Source organism: Bdellovibrio sp. CKG001 (genome assembly GCF_055397465.1).
Genome location: NZ_AP029173.1, coordinates 615,195 through 628,789 on the forward strand (window position 1 = coordinate 615,195; position 13,595 = coordinate 628,789).

A 13,595-nucleotide genomic window follows, 5' to 3' on the forward strand; every position below is an offset into this window, starting at 1 on the left:
CCAAGCACTAGCGAGGGTACAGGCCTCTCAAAAGCATCGCACGCTCAAGACGTTGAACAGAAACCGCCATTGCTGCGGATCTCATGTCAATGTTCTTTTCTTTAGCCAGGGAATAACCCTTGTCGAAAGCTTTTGTGATAATGCCTTTCAAGCGACCATTGATTTCCTCTTCGTCCCAGAAGAAGGACATAGTGTCCTGCACCCACTCGAAGTAAGAAACAATCACGCCACCGCCGTTGGCAATAACATCCGGAGCAATGAAGACACCGCGTTTATGAAGGATCTTGGTCGCCGCATTTGTGACAGGACCGTTGGCGCCTTCGACGATGATTTTTGCCTGGATTTTTTCAGCATTGTGCGTGTCGATCTGGTTTTCCAGAGCGCACGGGAACAAAGCATCACATTTCACTTCAAGCAGTTCTTCGTTGCTGATCGGCTGAGCTTTTGGGTAGCCCTTCAGGAACTTGTGAGCCTTGATGTATTCCATGACGTCAGGAATGTCCAAACCGTCACCGTTGAAGATACCACCGGACACATCGCTGACAGCCACGATACGGGCGCCACGCTCAAAAGCGAATTTCGCCGCGAAAGAGCCCACGTTACCGAAACCTTGGATGGCGATGGACGCGCCCTTCAAGTTCATGCCACAAGCTTCGAAAGCTTTTTCCGCAACATAAACAACACCCAGACCTGTGGCATGGTTGCGACCCAAAGAACCACCGACCTCAACTGGTTTGCCAGTCACAACACCCGGCTGTGCAAAGCCGCCGTTTTCCTGAGAATAAGTGTCCATGAACCAAGCCATGGTCTGAGGATCTGTGCCCACATCCGGAGCCGGGATGTCTTTTGTCGGTCCAACAAAAGGCCCGATCTCAGAAGCATAACGACGAGTCAGGCTTTGTTTTTCCGCGCGGGAAAGTTTGGTTGGATCAACAGTGATACCACCTTTGGCTCCACCCAATGGCAGACCCAAAACAGAGTTCTTGAAAGTCATCAAAGCCGCAAGGCCCACAACTTCAGAAAGGTCCACATTCTGGTGGTAACGGATGCCCCCTTTGTAAGGGCCCAAGGTTGGAGAATACTGCACGCGATAACCTGTGAAGACTTTCACACTGTGGTCGTCCATGCGCACAGGGACGGAAACAGTGATGCAACGACGAGGCCTTTTCAGACGCTCTAGGATGTTGGGATCACAGTTGATAATTTTGGCAGCTTCATCGAGAGTTTGAATGGCGTTTCTGAAAAGAGGCCCGTCATAGAGAGGCTCTATCTTGTGTTCCATGGTATGTGTCTCCTTAAATACACCAAAAAATTTTATTGAAGTAAATACTCAAAGTCACTCCGGAAAAAGGTGATGACTCGATGATTCTTTTTGGCCACAATGAGGCCCTATGCTTCGGTCGTGGTTATGTTTTTTCAGCCTTATAGTCGTCAGCTCCAACGTCTTTGCCGCCAACCCGCAACGAGCTTTTCTTGAACAGTTTCAAAGCTCTCGCATCAGTTTCCCCGGCGACAATTCTCCTCTTTTGGCAGACAGCCCGGGGCGTTATCCAGAGCCTCTGAACTTTATAATGACCAACATCATCAGTTGGATTCCGACAGGAGCGCCGAAGCTGATGTCCACGGCATGCTCCCCTGAAGTGTGGGCGGCACGATTGCAGGACCCGCGCGTCCAAAAGTCGGTGCAGTTGCAGGGGGCGTTGGTTCAGAAATACTTCCAGGACTGTCGGACGGAACTCGAGACCGGCGACGACGGCTGGTTTATGAACGTTCGACGGATGATGACGATGAAGTACGATCCTCAGGGGCATCCCTTCCTGCGCCGGGTGGTTGTGAATCTGCCGGGCAATGTAAAACTCAAAGGTTTGCTGGGACTCAAGGGGGATATGAAACGCCGTCCGCTGGTGATTGTGCGTCTGGGAATCTTCTCAAATGTCGAAGACTTCAAGCCCGAGCGTGCGTGGCTGATGATGCTCTTTGAACAGTCGCCCTTCAATGTCCTGATGCTTGAAAACATGTCGAGCCCTGACTTTGTGGCCAACAACAGTCGATTCTCCTTCGGCGGTTATGACGAAGGCATTCAGAACATTCAGGTGGCCCGGTTGTTGACGGACCCGGTGGAGCCTCTGTCGCAGTTGGTGGACAGCATCCATCTTTTCGGGATCAGCCTGGGGGGGCATGGAGTTCTGTATTCGTCTCTGCTGAACAAATACAACTCGCCGAAGCGAGGACCGCTGATCAACTCGTTTACGGCCCTGTGTCCGGTCGTGAACTTGCGCGCGACGATGGAAAGCCTGACCCACAGTGGGGTGAAGTCAGCCTTTGTGGATTTATGGAGCCGTCAGCGTTTGCAAGGTTTGGATAGAAAAATCCCGGCGCTTGAAAGTTTTGAAAGCTTCTCTTACCTGAGCAAGGCCATCTCTGAAATTGCCCGAACATATCATGGCGGACTTTCGTATGTGAACTCGGTCCGACTGCCTCCGGGGGTTGAAGACAATACTCACTTCTGGGAGCTCAACGATTTCTGGCGTCACTACAAACATGTGGAAGAGCCCGTGCTGGTTTATGCAACTGAGCAGGACCCGGCGGTGCCATATGATTTAAACTCCCAGCAGTTGCAGAACAAAGAATTGAAAGTGGACAGTAAAAACATCCGGGTCGTGGAGCTGCCTCAAGGGGTTCATTGCACTTTGCCGGTGCCCTATGACTGGTCTGCGATCACGTCCTTGTTCCAGTCGTATATTCTGTCTCATTCCCCGGACTTCAAAATGACCGAGAGACATCTGGATGTGGATCTGTCGGACGAGGAATGGAAAGGCTTCTTTGATCAGGGTTCCAGGGTGCGGTTTGAGGTTGAAGAGCCTGGCAAGAAATCCGGCTTTGTGACCATCGCGCTGGAAGTGGAAAATGCCAAGGGCAAAGAAAAGTCCATGAACCTGAGCTTGCCACTGTCACAATTTGACTTCCGTTTCCTGAATCAGGATATGACTGGATCCGAGCAGGAAATGATCGTGCGCTGGTTGAATCAGAATCTGAAAATCTCCATCGACCAGAGTGCAGGCAGGGCGACGCTCAGGGCTGTTTGGCCAGTTGCTCTTTAAAAAACTCAGAGTGCTCGGCCAGTTTTGTCATGTAACCGCGGACGTCTTCTTGGGCTTCCGCGGACAGGCGATAAAACGGTGTGACGTGTTCATCGGGAACATAGCGGAACGTGAAGTTGATCCGGCGGGTTTCAAAGTTGTCGATCTCGTTTAACGGGAAGATATGGTTTTCCTTGCGGTCCACACGCTGCACCCGGTGGAAAAGTTGCTTTTTAAATTTATCTCCGCCAAAAATCTGCAAAGAGCTGTCTTCCAGCCACTGTTGAAAGACGACGTTGGATTTGGACTCTGTTCCCTGGCTGGACACAAACTGGAAGAACGCACGTTCACCGAAGGAAATTGAAGCCACCGGCCCTGGTTCAAAATCCTTGTGCTCGCCCACGCGGGCGCAATCATTTTTCTTGCCGTCTTCACCAATCTGGTCGCCGTAATAGTTAATCAGACATGTGTTCAGATGCCAGCCGCGGGGAATGTCGCGTGGAGCATAGGTGTCGTGTATCAGAGCTTCAATTTTCTGAATCAGGTATTCCAGGATCGGCGGGTAACCTTCCGCAGTGACACAGCGGTTATAAATTCCTTTGGGAGGGTGATAGTAGTTCAGGCAGGCAAACTGCCAGTTCCCCAGCCAGTACACCGGGCGCAGAAGTGGCCTCTGCTTTTGGTTTTCCGGAGGCGGGTTGTTTTTGGAATAGCGCATTTCCCAGATCGGATAAAGTGTTCGCAGGTATTCCATGATCTCGGCTTTTTCCCGAGCAGAGATGTAATTTTGTTTATATATCAAACCATAGGGCAGGGTTTTTTCCGAGGAGCGCTCGGTCCCGTGGTTGCGAACAGGGGCGCCTTTGTGGGCGGGGGATTTGCCTTGAAACTTGCCTTTGGGTTTGAACATAGGCTGCAGGTTCTATCACGAGGCCCGCCCCAGAGCCAAGTCCGGGGTTTTAGGGGTGACAGTCCCGTCCCCATGGGCTACAAAAGAGCCATATCAGCTTCCGGAGATTGAAAAAATGACAACACCCGTAAAGGCCACCGTTGGCCCTCAGGAAAAAGAGCTTCTTTTAAATCAGATCCCCTTTCTGAAGGGTAAAAAGATCCTGATTATTGGCGACGTCGGTCTGGACGAATACGTCATGGGTCAGGTTCGTCGTATCAGCCCCGAGGCTCCGGTTCCGGTGCTTGAGGTGGAAGAAGAAGACATGCGTTTGGGGTTGGCGGCCAATGTCGCTCAGAACGTCGCCAGCCTGGGTGGGGAAGCCATGTTGATTTCTGTTGTCGGCGACGACACCGGGGCGAATCTGCTGCGTGAATTGTTTGAAAAAAATGGCGTCAGCTGGGAATACATGATCGTGGATAAAGCCCGTCCGACAACCCGCAAGACGCGTGTGATGGCCAAGCACCATCACCTGGTGCGGGTGGACTATGAGTTAAAAAAATATCTTTCTGCCGAAGCCGAAGCCCGCTTGATTGAGGCTGTGGAAAAGAATGTGGCCAAAGCAGACTGTGTGGTGATCGAAGACTACGCCAAGGGTGTGATCTCTCGCAATGTGGTGGAAAAAGTGTCTGCAATTTGCAAAAAGCACGGCAAAAAACTGATGGTCGATCCACACCGCAACAATCATGGCTCATTCTATCAGGGTGTGGATTTGATCAAGCCCAATTACGATGAAGCTGTTGTGTTGACGGGCAAGGACTTCAATGATCTGCGCGACAATCCAAATAAGGTGATCGAAGTGGCGCGAGAGCTGCAAAAGATCACCGGTGCGAAGGAAGTTGTTCTGACTCGCGGAAAAGATGGAATGACCATCGTGTCCGGTGACGAGATCACAGAAGTTCCGACCTACGCCCGCAAGGTGTTCGATGTGACCGGAGCCGGTGACACCGTCATTGCCACATTGGCGTTGGGCTTGATGTCGGGTCTTTCTTTGGTTCACTCTTGTATGTTGGCAAACTACGCCGCAGGTGTGGTTGTTGGCAAAGTGGGCTGTGTTCCGTGTGAAATTCCTGAGCTAAAAGAGTATATCCAAACAGCTCACTAAGCGATCGGGGGAGCGATGCAAAAGACCTACACTGTGAACAGCAAGCTTTTGCCAGCAGGTTTTCCCCGTGAATTTGATGCGCACATTTACTTTGATAAAGCTCATCGCGAAAAGGCGGCTCACTTGCGTGATGAAGCCATTCGGATGTTTGAAGGTAAAAAAGTTTTTGTGGGTGAGATGATTCCCGAAGCCATCGGACCTCACCCCGTACCTATGTTTGAAATCAATTTCCCCAAAGAGCATTTTACGGAAGTTGTTCTGTGGCTGATGCATGAGCGCGGCGAGCTTTCGGTCCTGGTGCATGAGTTGACCGGGGATGATTTGTATGACCATACTCAGGCGGCCTTGTGGCTGGGCCCGGCCGTAGAGCTCAAATACGATAGATTTAAGTAATCTTCGTGTTATTTTTTCTTTATTTGGACTGGCCAGATGCCGATAGGATGTTATACTGGCAAGCAAGACCGCAGTTCTTGCCAGGTCGCCCATGTGATCCACGTGACTCAAATTGATACTTGTTAGCTGTTTTTTTAGATACTGAACCGCAAATGCATCAGGGTTTTGAACCCAACAATGTTTCGCCAACAAAGGACATGCTATGAACGTTCAGATTGTATCGTTTCACTGTGTTCTTAAAAACAGGCTGGGTCAGGTCATCAGTTCGACCTACAACCGCGATGTGCTGACCTCTTTGCCAGGTGCAGATCTCTCTCTGCCGGGTTTATCCGTTGGTTTAAAAAATATCCGCAAAGGTGAAAAGCGCCAGATTGAACTGAGCGCTGGAGAAGCCTACGGGTTCTACGACACCAGCAAGGTGTTGGAGCTAGCGCGGGAATCTTTGGTCGGAGGCTCTAAATTAAAAGTAGGGGAAAGTGTTCTTTTTGCCCGTGAAGGCAAAAAGGTGGAAAAGTTCAGAGTGACGGATCTGTCGCAGGACCGAATCACTTTGGATGGCAATCACCCTTTGGCCGGCCAGGATCTGATTTTTGAAATCGAGGCTTTGGAGGTTCGGGAAGCCACACCGGAAGAGATTCAGGATTCACTTCCTGAAGAGGATGAAGGTATTGTCTTGCACTGATGAATGATAAAAAGGGCCTCAAACGCCCTTTTTATTCACAACCCATGACGGTGCGGAGCTCAGACTGAAATGGAAGCTTCGTCTTTTTGACTTGTTCGCAGCTATCATTGACCTTATGTGCGCATATCTTGGATGTCGGAACGCCCTGGCTTCGCAGTGTTTGCAGAATTTCGAGGGCGGCTGGGGCACTTTGGATATCACTTCGTAAAAACCAGTTGGTCAGGCTGATTGAGCCGACGCAAAGATCCATATTGATGTTCCAGTCTTTCATTTTGGCGATAAAGGCCGGGCATTCGTAATCCAGAGCATGGAAGATCAAAGATTCGATCTGAGATGGGGTTATCATTCTTTTAAATCGTTGTTCAGGCACGGACTCAAGCTGCTCGCGATTGCACTGCATGATTGCAGTTTCCATTTTAGCAAAAGAAAGGGGACTGTCCGGTTGCAGCAGCTGCCAAAGTGCGATGGAGTTCTTGTAGTCTTCGTCAAAGATGCCAACGATGGGCAGAAGCTCATGCAGAACCAGAAGAGTTTTCTGCTTTTCGCTGAGATTTTTCCAGGCGGTTCGTGAAACCACAATTCGGGGAGGAACGGCGAGAGGCTGATTGATGGCCGCCACTTCTCGGCCTTCCAAAACAAGTTTTTCGACCGAAGAAAAGACCACTGTGGTTTTGGCATTCTCCAATACTTCGCGGTGGATGGAGGCGCCGTTTTCAAGAGGTAACGTCCAAGGCAGGCGGTCCAGAGTCGAATCTAAAACGAGTAAGAACTCGGCCACAAAGGGGTCACCGCCGTTGGTTTCCTGACCGTCATTTATGGCTGATGCGTGGGTTGAGAAACTCAGAATATAGATTAGTAAAGCTGTCAGTGTCAGTCTCATAGACCGTCCTCTTTGATGGGGTAAAAGGCGCTGCTAAAGTTATAGACGGCGTTCAGTTGGTTTTTTCTTTTTTCAGCCAGGCGATGAATTTTAAGACGCGCTTCACGGATAATGTCCTTCATCGCTGGGATGTCATCGGTGTGAATTGCAACGGTCAGTGTGCTGTTGTCGCGTTTTTCCAAGGGAACTTCGTCCAACGCTTTTTGGGCCATCTCCAGATACTTCTTTTGCAGGTTGCGGCGCAGATCACTTGTGTAAGGGATTTGGACCGTGGTCAGATTTGAAGGCGTATATCCCGTTCCTTGAGTGTTCTTTTGCAGAATTTGATGGTTTTCCAGGAATGCAATAGTCTGCTCAACCTCACCGATGGACATGCCAAAAAGTTCAGCCAGCATCGGAAGGTTGCGGGAGGTATTCGGAAGCTTCAGGGCTTCCAGCAAAATGGGATGGACCCAGCTGTAGGTGGACTCAAAGAACTCTGCGTTCAACGGATTGAAGGAGTGGGTTTCGTCAACGGCATTTTTTAAAGCGTCGGCTTCCTCCGCAGACAGCTTCAGACAATCCACCCACTTGGCCACCGTTTCGTCCGAAGGTATGCGCAGGCCATTGAGGATCTTTGACAGAGAGCTGGGGTCCGTTTTAAGCAGTCGGGCGAAGGATCTTAGAGAGAACTTGGGATTCTTCTCTTGGCGTTTCTTCAGCTGAGATTGCATGAATTTCTGTACAGTCATGGAGTTCATTAATTCATGACTCCACCTTGCATTTAAACAAAAAAGTGCGGCGCCCATAGGAAATGTGGCTTGAGTCAAAGCCACATGGCGCATTGCGGTAGGTCTGACAAGGTTCAGAGTCAGTCTTGGGGGGCTTAAAATTTGTGATCTTAGCGGTACTTGGCAAAGATCCTTTCAAGAATTCCGTCGGTCTTAAGTTTGCGGATGGCGGCATTAAGTTCCCCGATGGACAGAGGGGCGCCTTTGCGCAACCAACAGCGCACGGGTACTTCTTCCACAACCAAGCCCCGGCTTTGAATTTTGGAATTTTTGTGGTGACTGAGGTAATAGGCCAGATGAACGGCCTCTGCCAAGGCATAGTTGAAGCGGGAGCTTTCGAGTTTCTGCAAATTCGTTTCTTCGTTGGAAGAGTCGTCTCGAATCAGTTTTCCGGAATCGAACCTGTCTTGCAGAGTTGGATAATTGTACTTTAATACAGTGCCGATCCTTTCTCCCGTCAGTTGATCAAGGGATTTTGGCGGCGTCGTCTTTGAAACAATAAGATTTTTTGAAACGAAAAGAGGCTCGGACCAGAAGACGTCTTCATCGCTGATGTGGGCCCATTCTCGGGAGGTGTAGCAGTTCAGATCAATTTTATTTTTTTGTGAGTATTCCTTAATGCGAAATTTTGGCAGCACCAGAATTTCGATCTTTTGGTTTATTTCCTTACTCAGGGCGAACAAATATTCTGCGGTAATTCCTTTGGGAGGGCCTTGAGAGTTGGCAATATACCATGGCGCCGACATGTTTTCGCCGATCACCGTTTTTAGCGACGATGCGGCCTGCGCAGTCTGATTCAGACAAAATAAAAGAAATAAAATTCTCCAAATAAGCACGCGCCATCTTAGTCTTGAAAGAAGGGAATTTCAACTATGGCGCGAAATCCTTTCCGGGCAGAGATAGAACCAATAAGTGTTCTGACCGCAGAGATGTTTTTTCCTTTGGATCCCAAAATTTGACCGATACAGTCTTTGCTGCATGCCACATGGTAAACTGTGGTGCGCTCCCCCACCTCGAGGCTGACTTGAATGCTGGAACTGTCGGTCACAAGTTCTTTCACAAGATCATAAAGAAGTTGGCGTCCGTCTTCCCGGTGTTGTGAAAGACTTGAGTCATCCGAGCTGGCAACAATCTTTGGTGTATTCATGCCATCAGCTTACGCAGAATCCCCGAGGATGGGCAGATGGTGCGCAAAAGAACGCGACTATCGAACATTTGAAACTGGGGCTTTGTGTAAAAGCCCCGAGCTATGGAAGATCTTTTTCGATCGCTGAAAGCGCAGTCCAAAGCAGGGGGCCGCCACCGGTAAAGCTGGCAAGGTCTTCACGCGACAGTGGCAGCAGGCGCAGCTCCGGCTTTTGATTGCGGGGATTTAAGCGCATTTCCAGTCGGGCTCGTGAATAGCGGGAAGGGTTTTCGGGGTCTAAAAACAGAATTTCCTGAGCGTTTGAATCAGCCGTCACTTTTAGGACAAAATGGAATCCGCGGATTTCACTTTCGTCAAGAATAGGAATCATCGGATCGCCTCCACGAGGCCCGCGATCACGGCGTCCCATAGGGGGAGGCGGTGTTGGGCGAGAATCATAGCGCAGCAAAAGAATCTGTGGTTCTGGAGACAAGAGATCGTTCAGAGTCAGCTCGCTGTCGGAAAAGTAACGCCCCTTGCCTGCATAGCGGTGTATTCTTCCAAGCAGTGCATCCAAATTTTGCATGTATTGAATCAATTGCGGTTCGATCAGCCCGCGGTGAATGTCGACTCCTTGAGTTCGACTGAGCAGTTCGGCCTGCTGAATCAGTCGAATCTGCTGGTCCTTATTAAAGTTGCCGTATTCAAGTTGCAACCAGTTGATGGCACTGGCGGGACCGCACAAAGAGCTGGGCCCTTTCCCCGGGATGATTCCGCGCAGGTAAAGCTGTTCGTCGTTTTGGTTGAGCATCAAGACCGGCAGTTGAGCCTCGGGTGGCAAGTTCACCAGAGTGGCTTGTGCAAATTGCGAAATCAAAATAAGGATTAAAAAAAGCCCTGAGCGCATGGGCTTGTTTTTAAATAAAATGGGTGCGAATTTCCTCTGAAATCATGGAAATTGTAAATATTAACGGGCCGGTGTGGAGGCTTGCGCCAGCAGGGAAGGTTTTTTGAAAAACCAAGCGTAGCTGTTGACCATGACGAGGGAGGCTATCAGGAAGAAGGACCCTGCCAAAATGGCATTCTGGATTCCGATAAAGTCTGTCAGTTTTCCGATCGCCAGATGCATCAGAATCAGCATCAAGGAATCTGTGGTCATCATATAAGTGACGGCGGTGTCCAGATCCTGCGGGAACTCGGAAGATATCCAAGAGATTGCCAACGGATAAAAAGGAGCCACGGCCAAACCCGATCCCGCCAGGAAAAGAGGATGAATGTAAAGCCCCGCCAGCATCAGGATCAGGCTTCCGACTAAAGACGCGGACAGCAGAAAGCGTGCGGACTGGTGAAAGTGAATCACCGCGAAAATCAGGCGCCCCACCATCATGCACACGAAGAAGTAAGTCACATACAGGCTGGAAGCTTCCATCGAGAAGTTCCAGGTACGTTGCATGTACAGAGCCAGGCGCGAGGAGATCATAATCTCTGCCGCGACGGCGAAGCTGAGCATGATGGCCAGAAACAGCTGCGGCTTGAGATTCTTTTTCTTATTGGCGCGATGTTCATCGTCCGTCACGGTCGAGCGGGAATGCAGGGACTTGTGACTGGGGTGATAGGTATACGCCAGCAGGCACAAAGGCCCCACCGAGGCGATCGCAAAAGTCCAGCGCCAGCTGCCGGTCAGATATTCGATGGAAGCCGCCAGCAAAGGCGCCATCAGACTTGCTAGTCCATACATGGTGTGAAGTCCGGCCAGCATCCGCTGCTTGCGTTCGGGGCTGGAGCCCATCGGGACCAGAACGTTCGGCACCAATCCCAGGATTCCCATGCTGAATCCAAAGCCAAAACTGAAGATCAAAAAGACCGGGAAGATAGGTGAAGCCGCCAGGCCCAAAAGTGAAACAACCAGTCCGATGGTGCCACCTTTTAGAACGGTCAGGCGATCATAACGGCGCAAAAGATAGCGGCAGGCATAGCTGGAGATCAGGCCCGAGATATTGCTGAGAGCGAACATCAAAGAGCCCATGCCGTCACTGACGGCGAACTGCTTAAGGATTTCTGGGAAGAGGGGCCCTCGGATATTGTCGGTCAGACCGAAGACAAAAAGGCTGGCATAGGACAGGAAAATAAAGGGCCAAATCATGCCCTTCAATATAGAGATGCGCCCGGGAAAAACAAGAGAGGAAGTTTGCAACTGGATTCTTTCCATAGGTGCCGACCGGCTTGTGACCGAGCCCTCATATTGGGCGTGGCTTTAAGGCTATAGATGGCTTTGATTCCTTGTAAGTTTTCCCGAAAAGCCCTCAAAAACCCCCTTCTTGATGTCTCAATTATATGAAATCCCTAGGAAATGAAGGGGGCTTATGCTACAAACCCTGCACACATAATCCTTTAACCAAACGGGGTCGGCCGACAGATCGGTGAAGATCCCAGCTGTAACAAGCACGGCTGTAACAAGCCAAGGAGCCCGAAGATGGAAGCAAACGCCGGCAGCATTCTTGCGCCCGTTAATTATTCTGACGACAACGTCGCCAAACCCCTTGAAAATCAACCGGTCAATTTCTATTCCCTGACTTTGGAAGATCTGAAAGCCTATATCAAAAGCAAAGGCAAAGAGCAGTTTCGTGCTCAGCAGATTTTCAAATGGGTCTATGAACAGCGTGTGACCGATCCGGAACAGATGACCAATCTGTCCAAAGAATTCCGTCAGGCGTTGCCAAGTTTGTTGTCCTTTGATCTTCCTCCGGTGCTTCAGCACTTGAAATCTGTCGATGGCACTCAGAAGTTCCTGTTCGACATGAAAGACGGCATGTCTGTTGAGGCCGTGGTCATTCCTTCCGAAGACCGTCTGACTTTGTGTATTTCCTCTGAAGTGGGCTGTAACATGGCCTGCAAGTTCTGCTTCACCGGCAAACAAAAGCTAAAACGCCGTTTGCGCACTGAAGACATCGTTGGTCAGTTCATGCAGGTGCATGATCGTTTGGGTGACGGCCAGCGTATCACCAATATCGTGTTCATGGGTATGGGTGAACCGCTGGACAATCCAGAAGCGGTCTTTAAAACCATCGACGTGATCCATTCCCCTTGGGGTATCAATCTGTCCCGCAAGAAGATCACGGTTTCCACATCCGGTATCGTGCCTGAAATGTGGCGTGTGGCGGATGCGAAAGTTCGTTTGGCAGTCAGCTTGAACGGTCCGAATGACGAAATCCGTTCTCAGGTGATGCCAATCAATAAACGCTGGAACATCAAAGAACTTCTGGATGCTTGTAAAGAGCACTACCGTGTTTCCAAAGACAAGATCACATTCGAGTACGTTTTGCTTAAAGGCGTGACCGATCAGCTGGAACATGCCCGTCAGTTGGTGAAACTGGTGAAAGACGTTCCGTGCAAAATCAATATCATTCCGTTCAATGAACATCCGGGTTCTGGTTACGAGCGTCCTGACGATGACACGATCCAGGCGTTCCATACCGAGCTGATGAACCTGGGGGCGCATGTTCTTCTTCGTCGCTCCATGGGTCGTGACATCTTTGCAGCTTGCGGTCAGTTGACCACAGTGAAAGAGCGTCCTCAGACGATGGATATTTCCAATTCTCGTCTGGCGGGTCTTCCTAAATATAAACGTGAACTTTTGGCTGCGCAGGAAGCAGAACAAAACAATCAACACTAGAGGTAACATTATGTCTGAAATTCTTGTTGTCGGCAGTCTTGCTTACGATTCCATTGAAACTCCATCCGGCAAAGTGGACCGCGCTTTGGGTGGTTCTGCGAACTATTTCTCTTTGGCAGCGTCTTTGTTTTCTAAAGTTCGTGTTGTCGGTGTTGTTGGGGAAGACTACGATCAGAAGGACTATGATCTTCTGAACAACCGCGGTGTGGATCTGGCGGGTTTGTCCAAGGTTCCGGGGAAGACCTTCCACTGGGCAGGTTCTTATGAAGGGGACCTGAACGAAGCCAAGACTTTGAAAACCGATCTGAACGTCTTTGCGGATTTCAATCCACAGTTGCCAGAGCATTTCAAAGATTCTTCCTTTGTGTTCTTGGCGAATATTGCGCCGGAACTGCAGTTGCAGGTCTTGGAACAGGTGAAGTCCCCGAAATTTGTCGGCATGGACACCATGAACTTCTGGATCTCCATCAAGAAAGACAAGCTTGTGGAAGTTTTGAAGAAGGTGGATCTGGTTCTGATCAATGAAGGTGAAGCGAAGATGTTGACGGGCGCGGCCAATGCGATCTCGGCGGCTCCTTTGATCACCGCGTTGGGCCCAAAGGCTGTTGTGATTAAACGCGGTGAGTACGGTTTTGCCATGTACTCTAAGGACGAAGGTTACTTCATCCTTCCGGCGATGCCGATTCCAACCGTTGTAGATCCAACGGGCGCTGGGGACACCTTCGCCGGTGGATTCTTTGGCTACTTGGCAGCTCAAAAAGAAGTTCCAACGATTGCGCATCTGAAGCAAGCCTGCATCATGGGTTCCATGATGGCCTCTCACACGATTCAGGATTTCTCTGTGAAGGCGCTGGCGAATGTCACGCTGGGTGATCTTGAAAAACGTTTGGCTGAATACAAGAAAGTCATCACAGTTTAATGTCTGTAAAGTCGGGGG

Annotated in this window: 14 protein-coding genes; 6 read left to right on the forward strand and 8 right to left on the reverse strand. The window is 50.1% G+C overall.

What is annotated here, in order from left to right; translation table 11 throughout:
• Nucleotides 1-7: 7 nt before the first annotated feature.
• Nucleotides 8-1,282: a Glu/Leu/Phe/Val family dehydrogenase gene (locus ACZ50P_RS03050; RefSeq protein WP_464120131.1), complete on the reverse strand. Its 1,275-nt coding sequence runs from the start codon at nt 1,280-1,282 to the stop codon at nt 8-10.
• A 109-nt stretch (nt 1,283-1,391) separates the two neighbouring features.
• On the opposite strand from ACZ50P_RS03050, the gene ACZ50P_RS03055 reads away from it, so the two are divergent.
• Nucleotides 1,392-3,101 carry a hypothetical protein gene (locus ACZ50P_RS03055; protein ID WP_464133339.1) on the forward strand — a complete coding sequence of 570 codons (1,710 nt, stop codon included), beginning with the start codon at nt 1,392-1,394 and terminating at the stop codon, nt 3,099-3,101.
• Here ACZ50P_RS03055 and ACZ50P_RS03060 read toward each other — a convergent pair.
• Nucleotides 3,073-3,990: an alpha-ketoglutarate-dependent dioxygenase AlkB gene (locus ACZ50P_RS03060; protein WP_464133341.1), complete on the reverse strand. Its 918-nt coding sequence runs from the start codon at nt 3,988-3,990 to the stop codon at nt 3,073-3,075. The two genes, ACZ50P_RS03055 and ACZ50P_RS03060, sit on opposite strands and share 29 nt — an antisense overlap.
• A gap of 115 nt (nt 3,991-4,105) precedes the next feature.
• Here ACZ50P_RS03060 and rfaE1 point away from each other — a divergent pair, with 115 nt between their 5' ends.
• The 3 genes from rfaE1 (at nt 4,106) to ACZ50P_RS03075 (ending at nt 6,209) form a co-directional block, all read left to right on the forward strand.
• The gene (rfaE1, locus tag ACZ50P_RS03065; RefSeq protein WP_464120134.1) at nt 4,106-5,134 is read left to right on the forward strand and encodes a D-glycero-beta-D-manno-heptose-7-phosphate kinase; all 1,029 of its coding nucleotides are present in this window, start codon (nt 4,106-4,108) and stop codon (nt 5,132-5,134) included.
• A gap of 15 nt (nt 5,135-5,149) precedes the next feature.
• Nucleotides 5,150-5,527, forward strand: a complete 378-nt coding sequence (locus tag ACZ50P_RS03070) for a DOPA 4,5-dioxygenase family protein (RefSeq protein ID WP_464133343.1) — start codon at nt 5,150-5,152, stop codon at nt 5,525-5,527.
• A 202-nt stretch (nt 5,528-5,729) separates the two neighbouring features.
• The gene (locus ACZ50P_RS03075) at nt 5,730-6,209 is read left to right on the forward strand and encodes an FKBP-type peptidyl-prolyl cis-trans isomerase (RefSeq protein WP_464133345.1); all 480 of its coding nucleotides are present in this window, start codon (nt 5,730-5,732) and stop codon (nt 6,207-6,209) included.
• Between the two features lie 31 nt (nt 6,210-6,240).
• On the opposite strand, the gene ACZ50P_RS03080 is transcribed toward ACZ50P_RS03075, so the two are convergent.
• The 6 genes from ACZ50P_RS03080 to ACZ50P_RS03105 all read right to left on the reverse strand — a co-directional run bounded on the left by ACZ50P_RS03080 (nt 6,241) and on the right by ACZ50P_RS03105 (nt 11,128).
• On the reverse strand, nt 6,241-7,089 hold the full coding sequence (locus tag ACZ50P_RS03080; RefSeq protein ID WP_464133347.1) for a hypothetical protein: 849 nt from the start codon (nt 7,087-7,089) through the stop codon (nt 6,241-6,243).
• Nucleotides 7,086-7,829 carry a TIGR02147 family protein gene (locus ACZ50P_RS03085; RefSeq protein ID WP_464133348.1) on the reverse strand — a complete coding sequence of 248 codons (744 nt, stop codon included), beginning with the start codon at nt 7,827-7,829 and terminating at the stop codon, nt 7,086-7,088. Before ACZ50P_RS03085 ends, ACZ50P_RS03080 begins: the two co-directional genes overlap by 4 nt.
• Nucleotides 7,830-7,969: 140 nt before the next feature.
• The gene (locus ACZ50P_RS03090; RefSeq protein ID WP_464133349.1) at nt 7,970-8,695 is read right to left on the reverse strand and encodes a substrate-binding periplasmic protein; all 726 of its coding nucleotides are present in this window, start codon (nt 8,693-8,695) and stop codon (nt 7,970-7,972) included.
• Between the two features lie 8 nt (nt 8,696-8,703).
• On the reverse strand, nt 8,704-9,006 hold the full coding sequence (locus tag ACZ50P_RS03095) for a KH domain-containing protein (protein WP_464133352.1): 303 nt from the start codon (nt 9,004-9,006) through the stop codon (nt 8,704-8,706).
• A gap of 100 nt (nt 9,007-9,106) precedes the next feature.
• Nucleotides 9,107-9,862: a hypothetical protein gene (locus ACZ50P_RS03100; protein WP_464133353.1), complete on the reverse strand. Its 756-nt coding sequence runs from the start codon at nt 9,860-9,862 to the stop codon at nt 9,107-9,109.
• A gap of 90 nt (nt 9,863-9,952) precedes the next feature.
• Nucleotides 9,953-11,128 (reverse strand): MFS transporter, encoded by a 1,176-nt coding sequence (locus tag ACZ50P_RS03105; RefSeq protein ID WP_464133355.1) that lies wholly within the window; start codon nt 11,126-11,128, stop codon nt 9,953-9,955.
• Between the two features lie 330 nt (nt 11,129-11,458).
• Between ACZ50P_RS03105 and rlmN the strand changes: the two genes are divergently transcribed.
• Complete coding sequence (gene rlmN / locus ACZ50P_RS03110) at nt 11,459-12,658, forward strand: dual-specificity RNA methyltransferase RlmN (protein ID WP_464133357.1); 1,200 nt, start codon at nt 11,459-11,461, stop codon at nt 12,656-12,658.
• A 10-nt stretch (nt 12,659-12,668) separates the two neighbouring features.
• The gene (locus ACZ50P_RS03115; RefSeq protein ID WP_464120144.1) at nt 12,669-13,577 is read left to right on the forward strand and encodes a PfkB family carbohydrate kinase; all 909 of its coding nucleotides are present in this window, start codon (nt 12,669-12,671) and stop codon (nt 13,575-13,577) included.
• Nucleotides 13,578-13,595 lie beyond the last annotated feature (18 nt).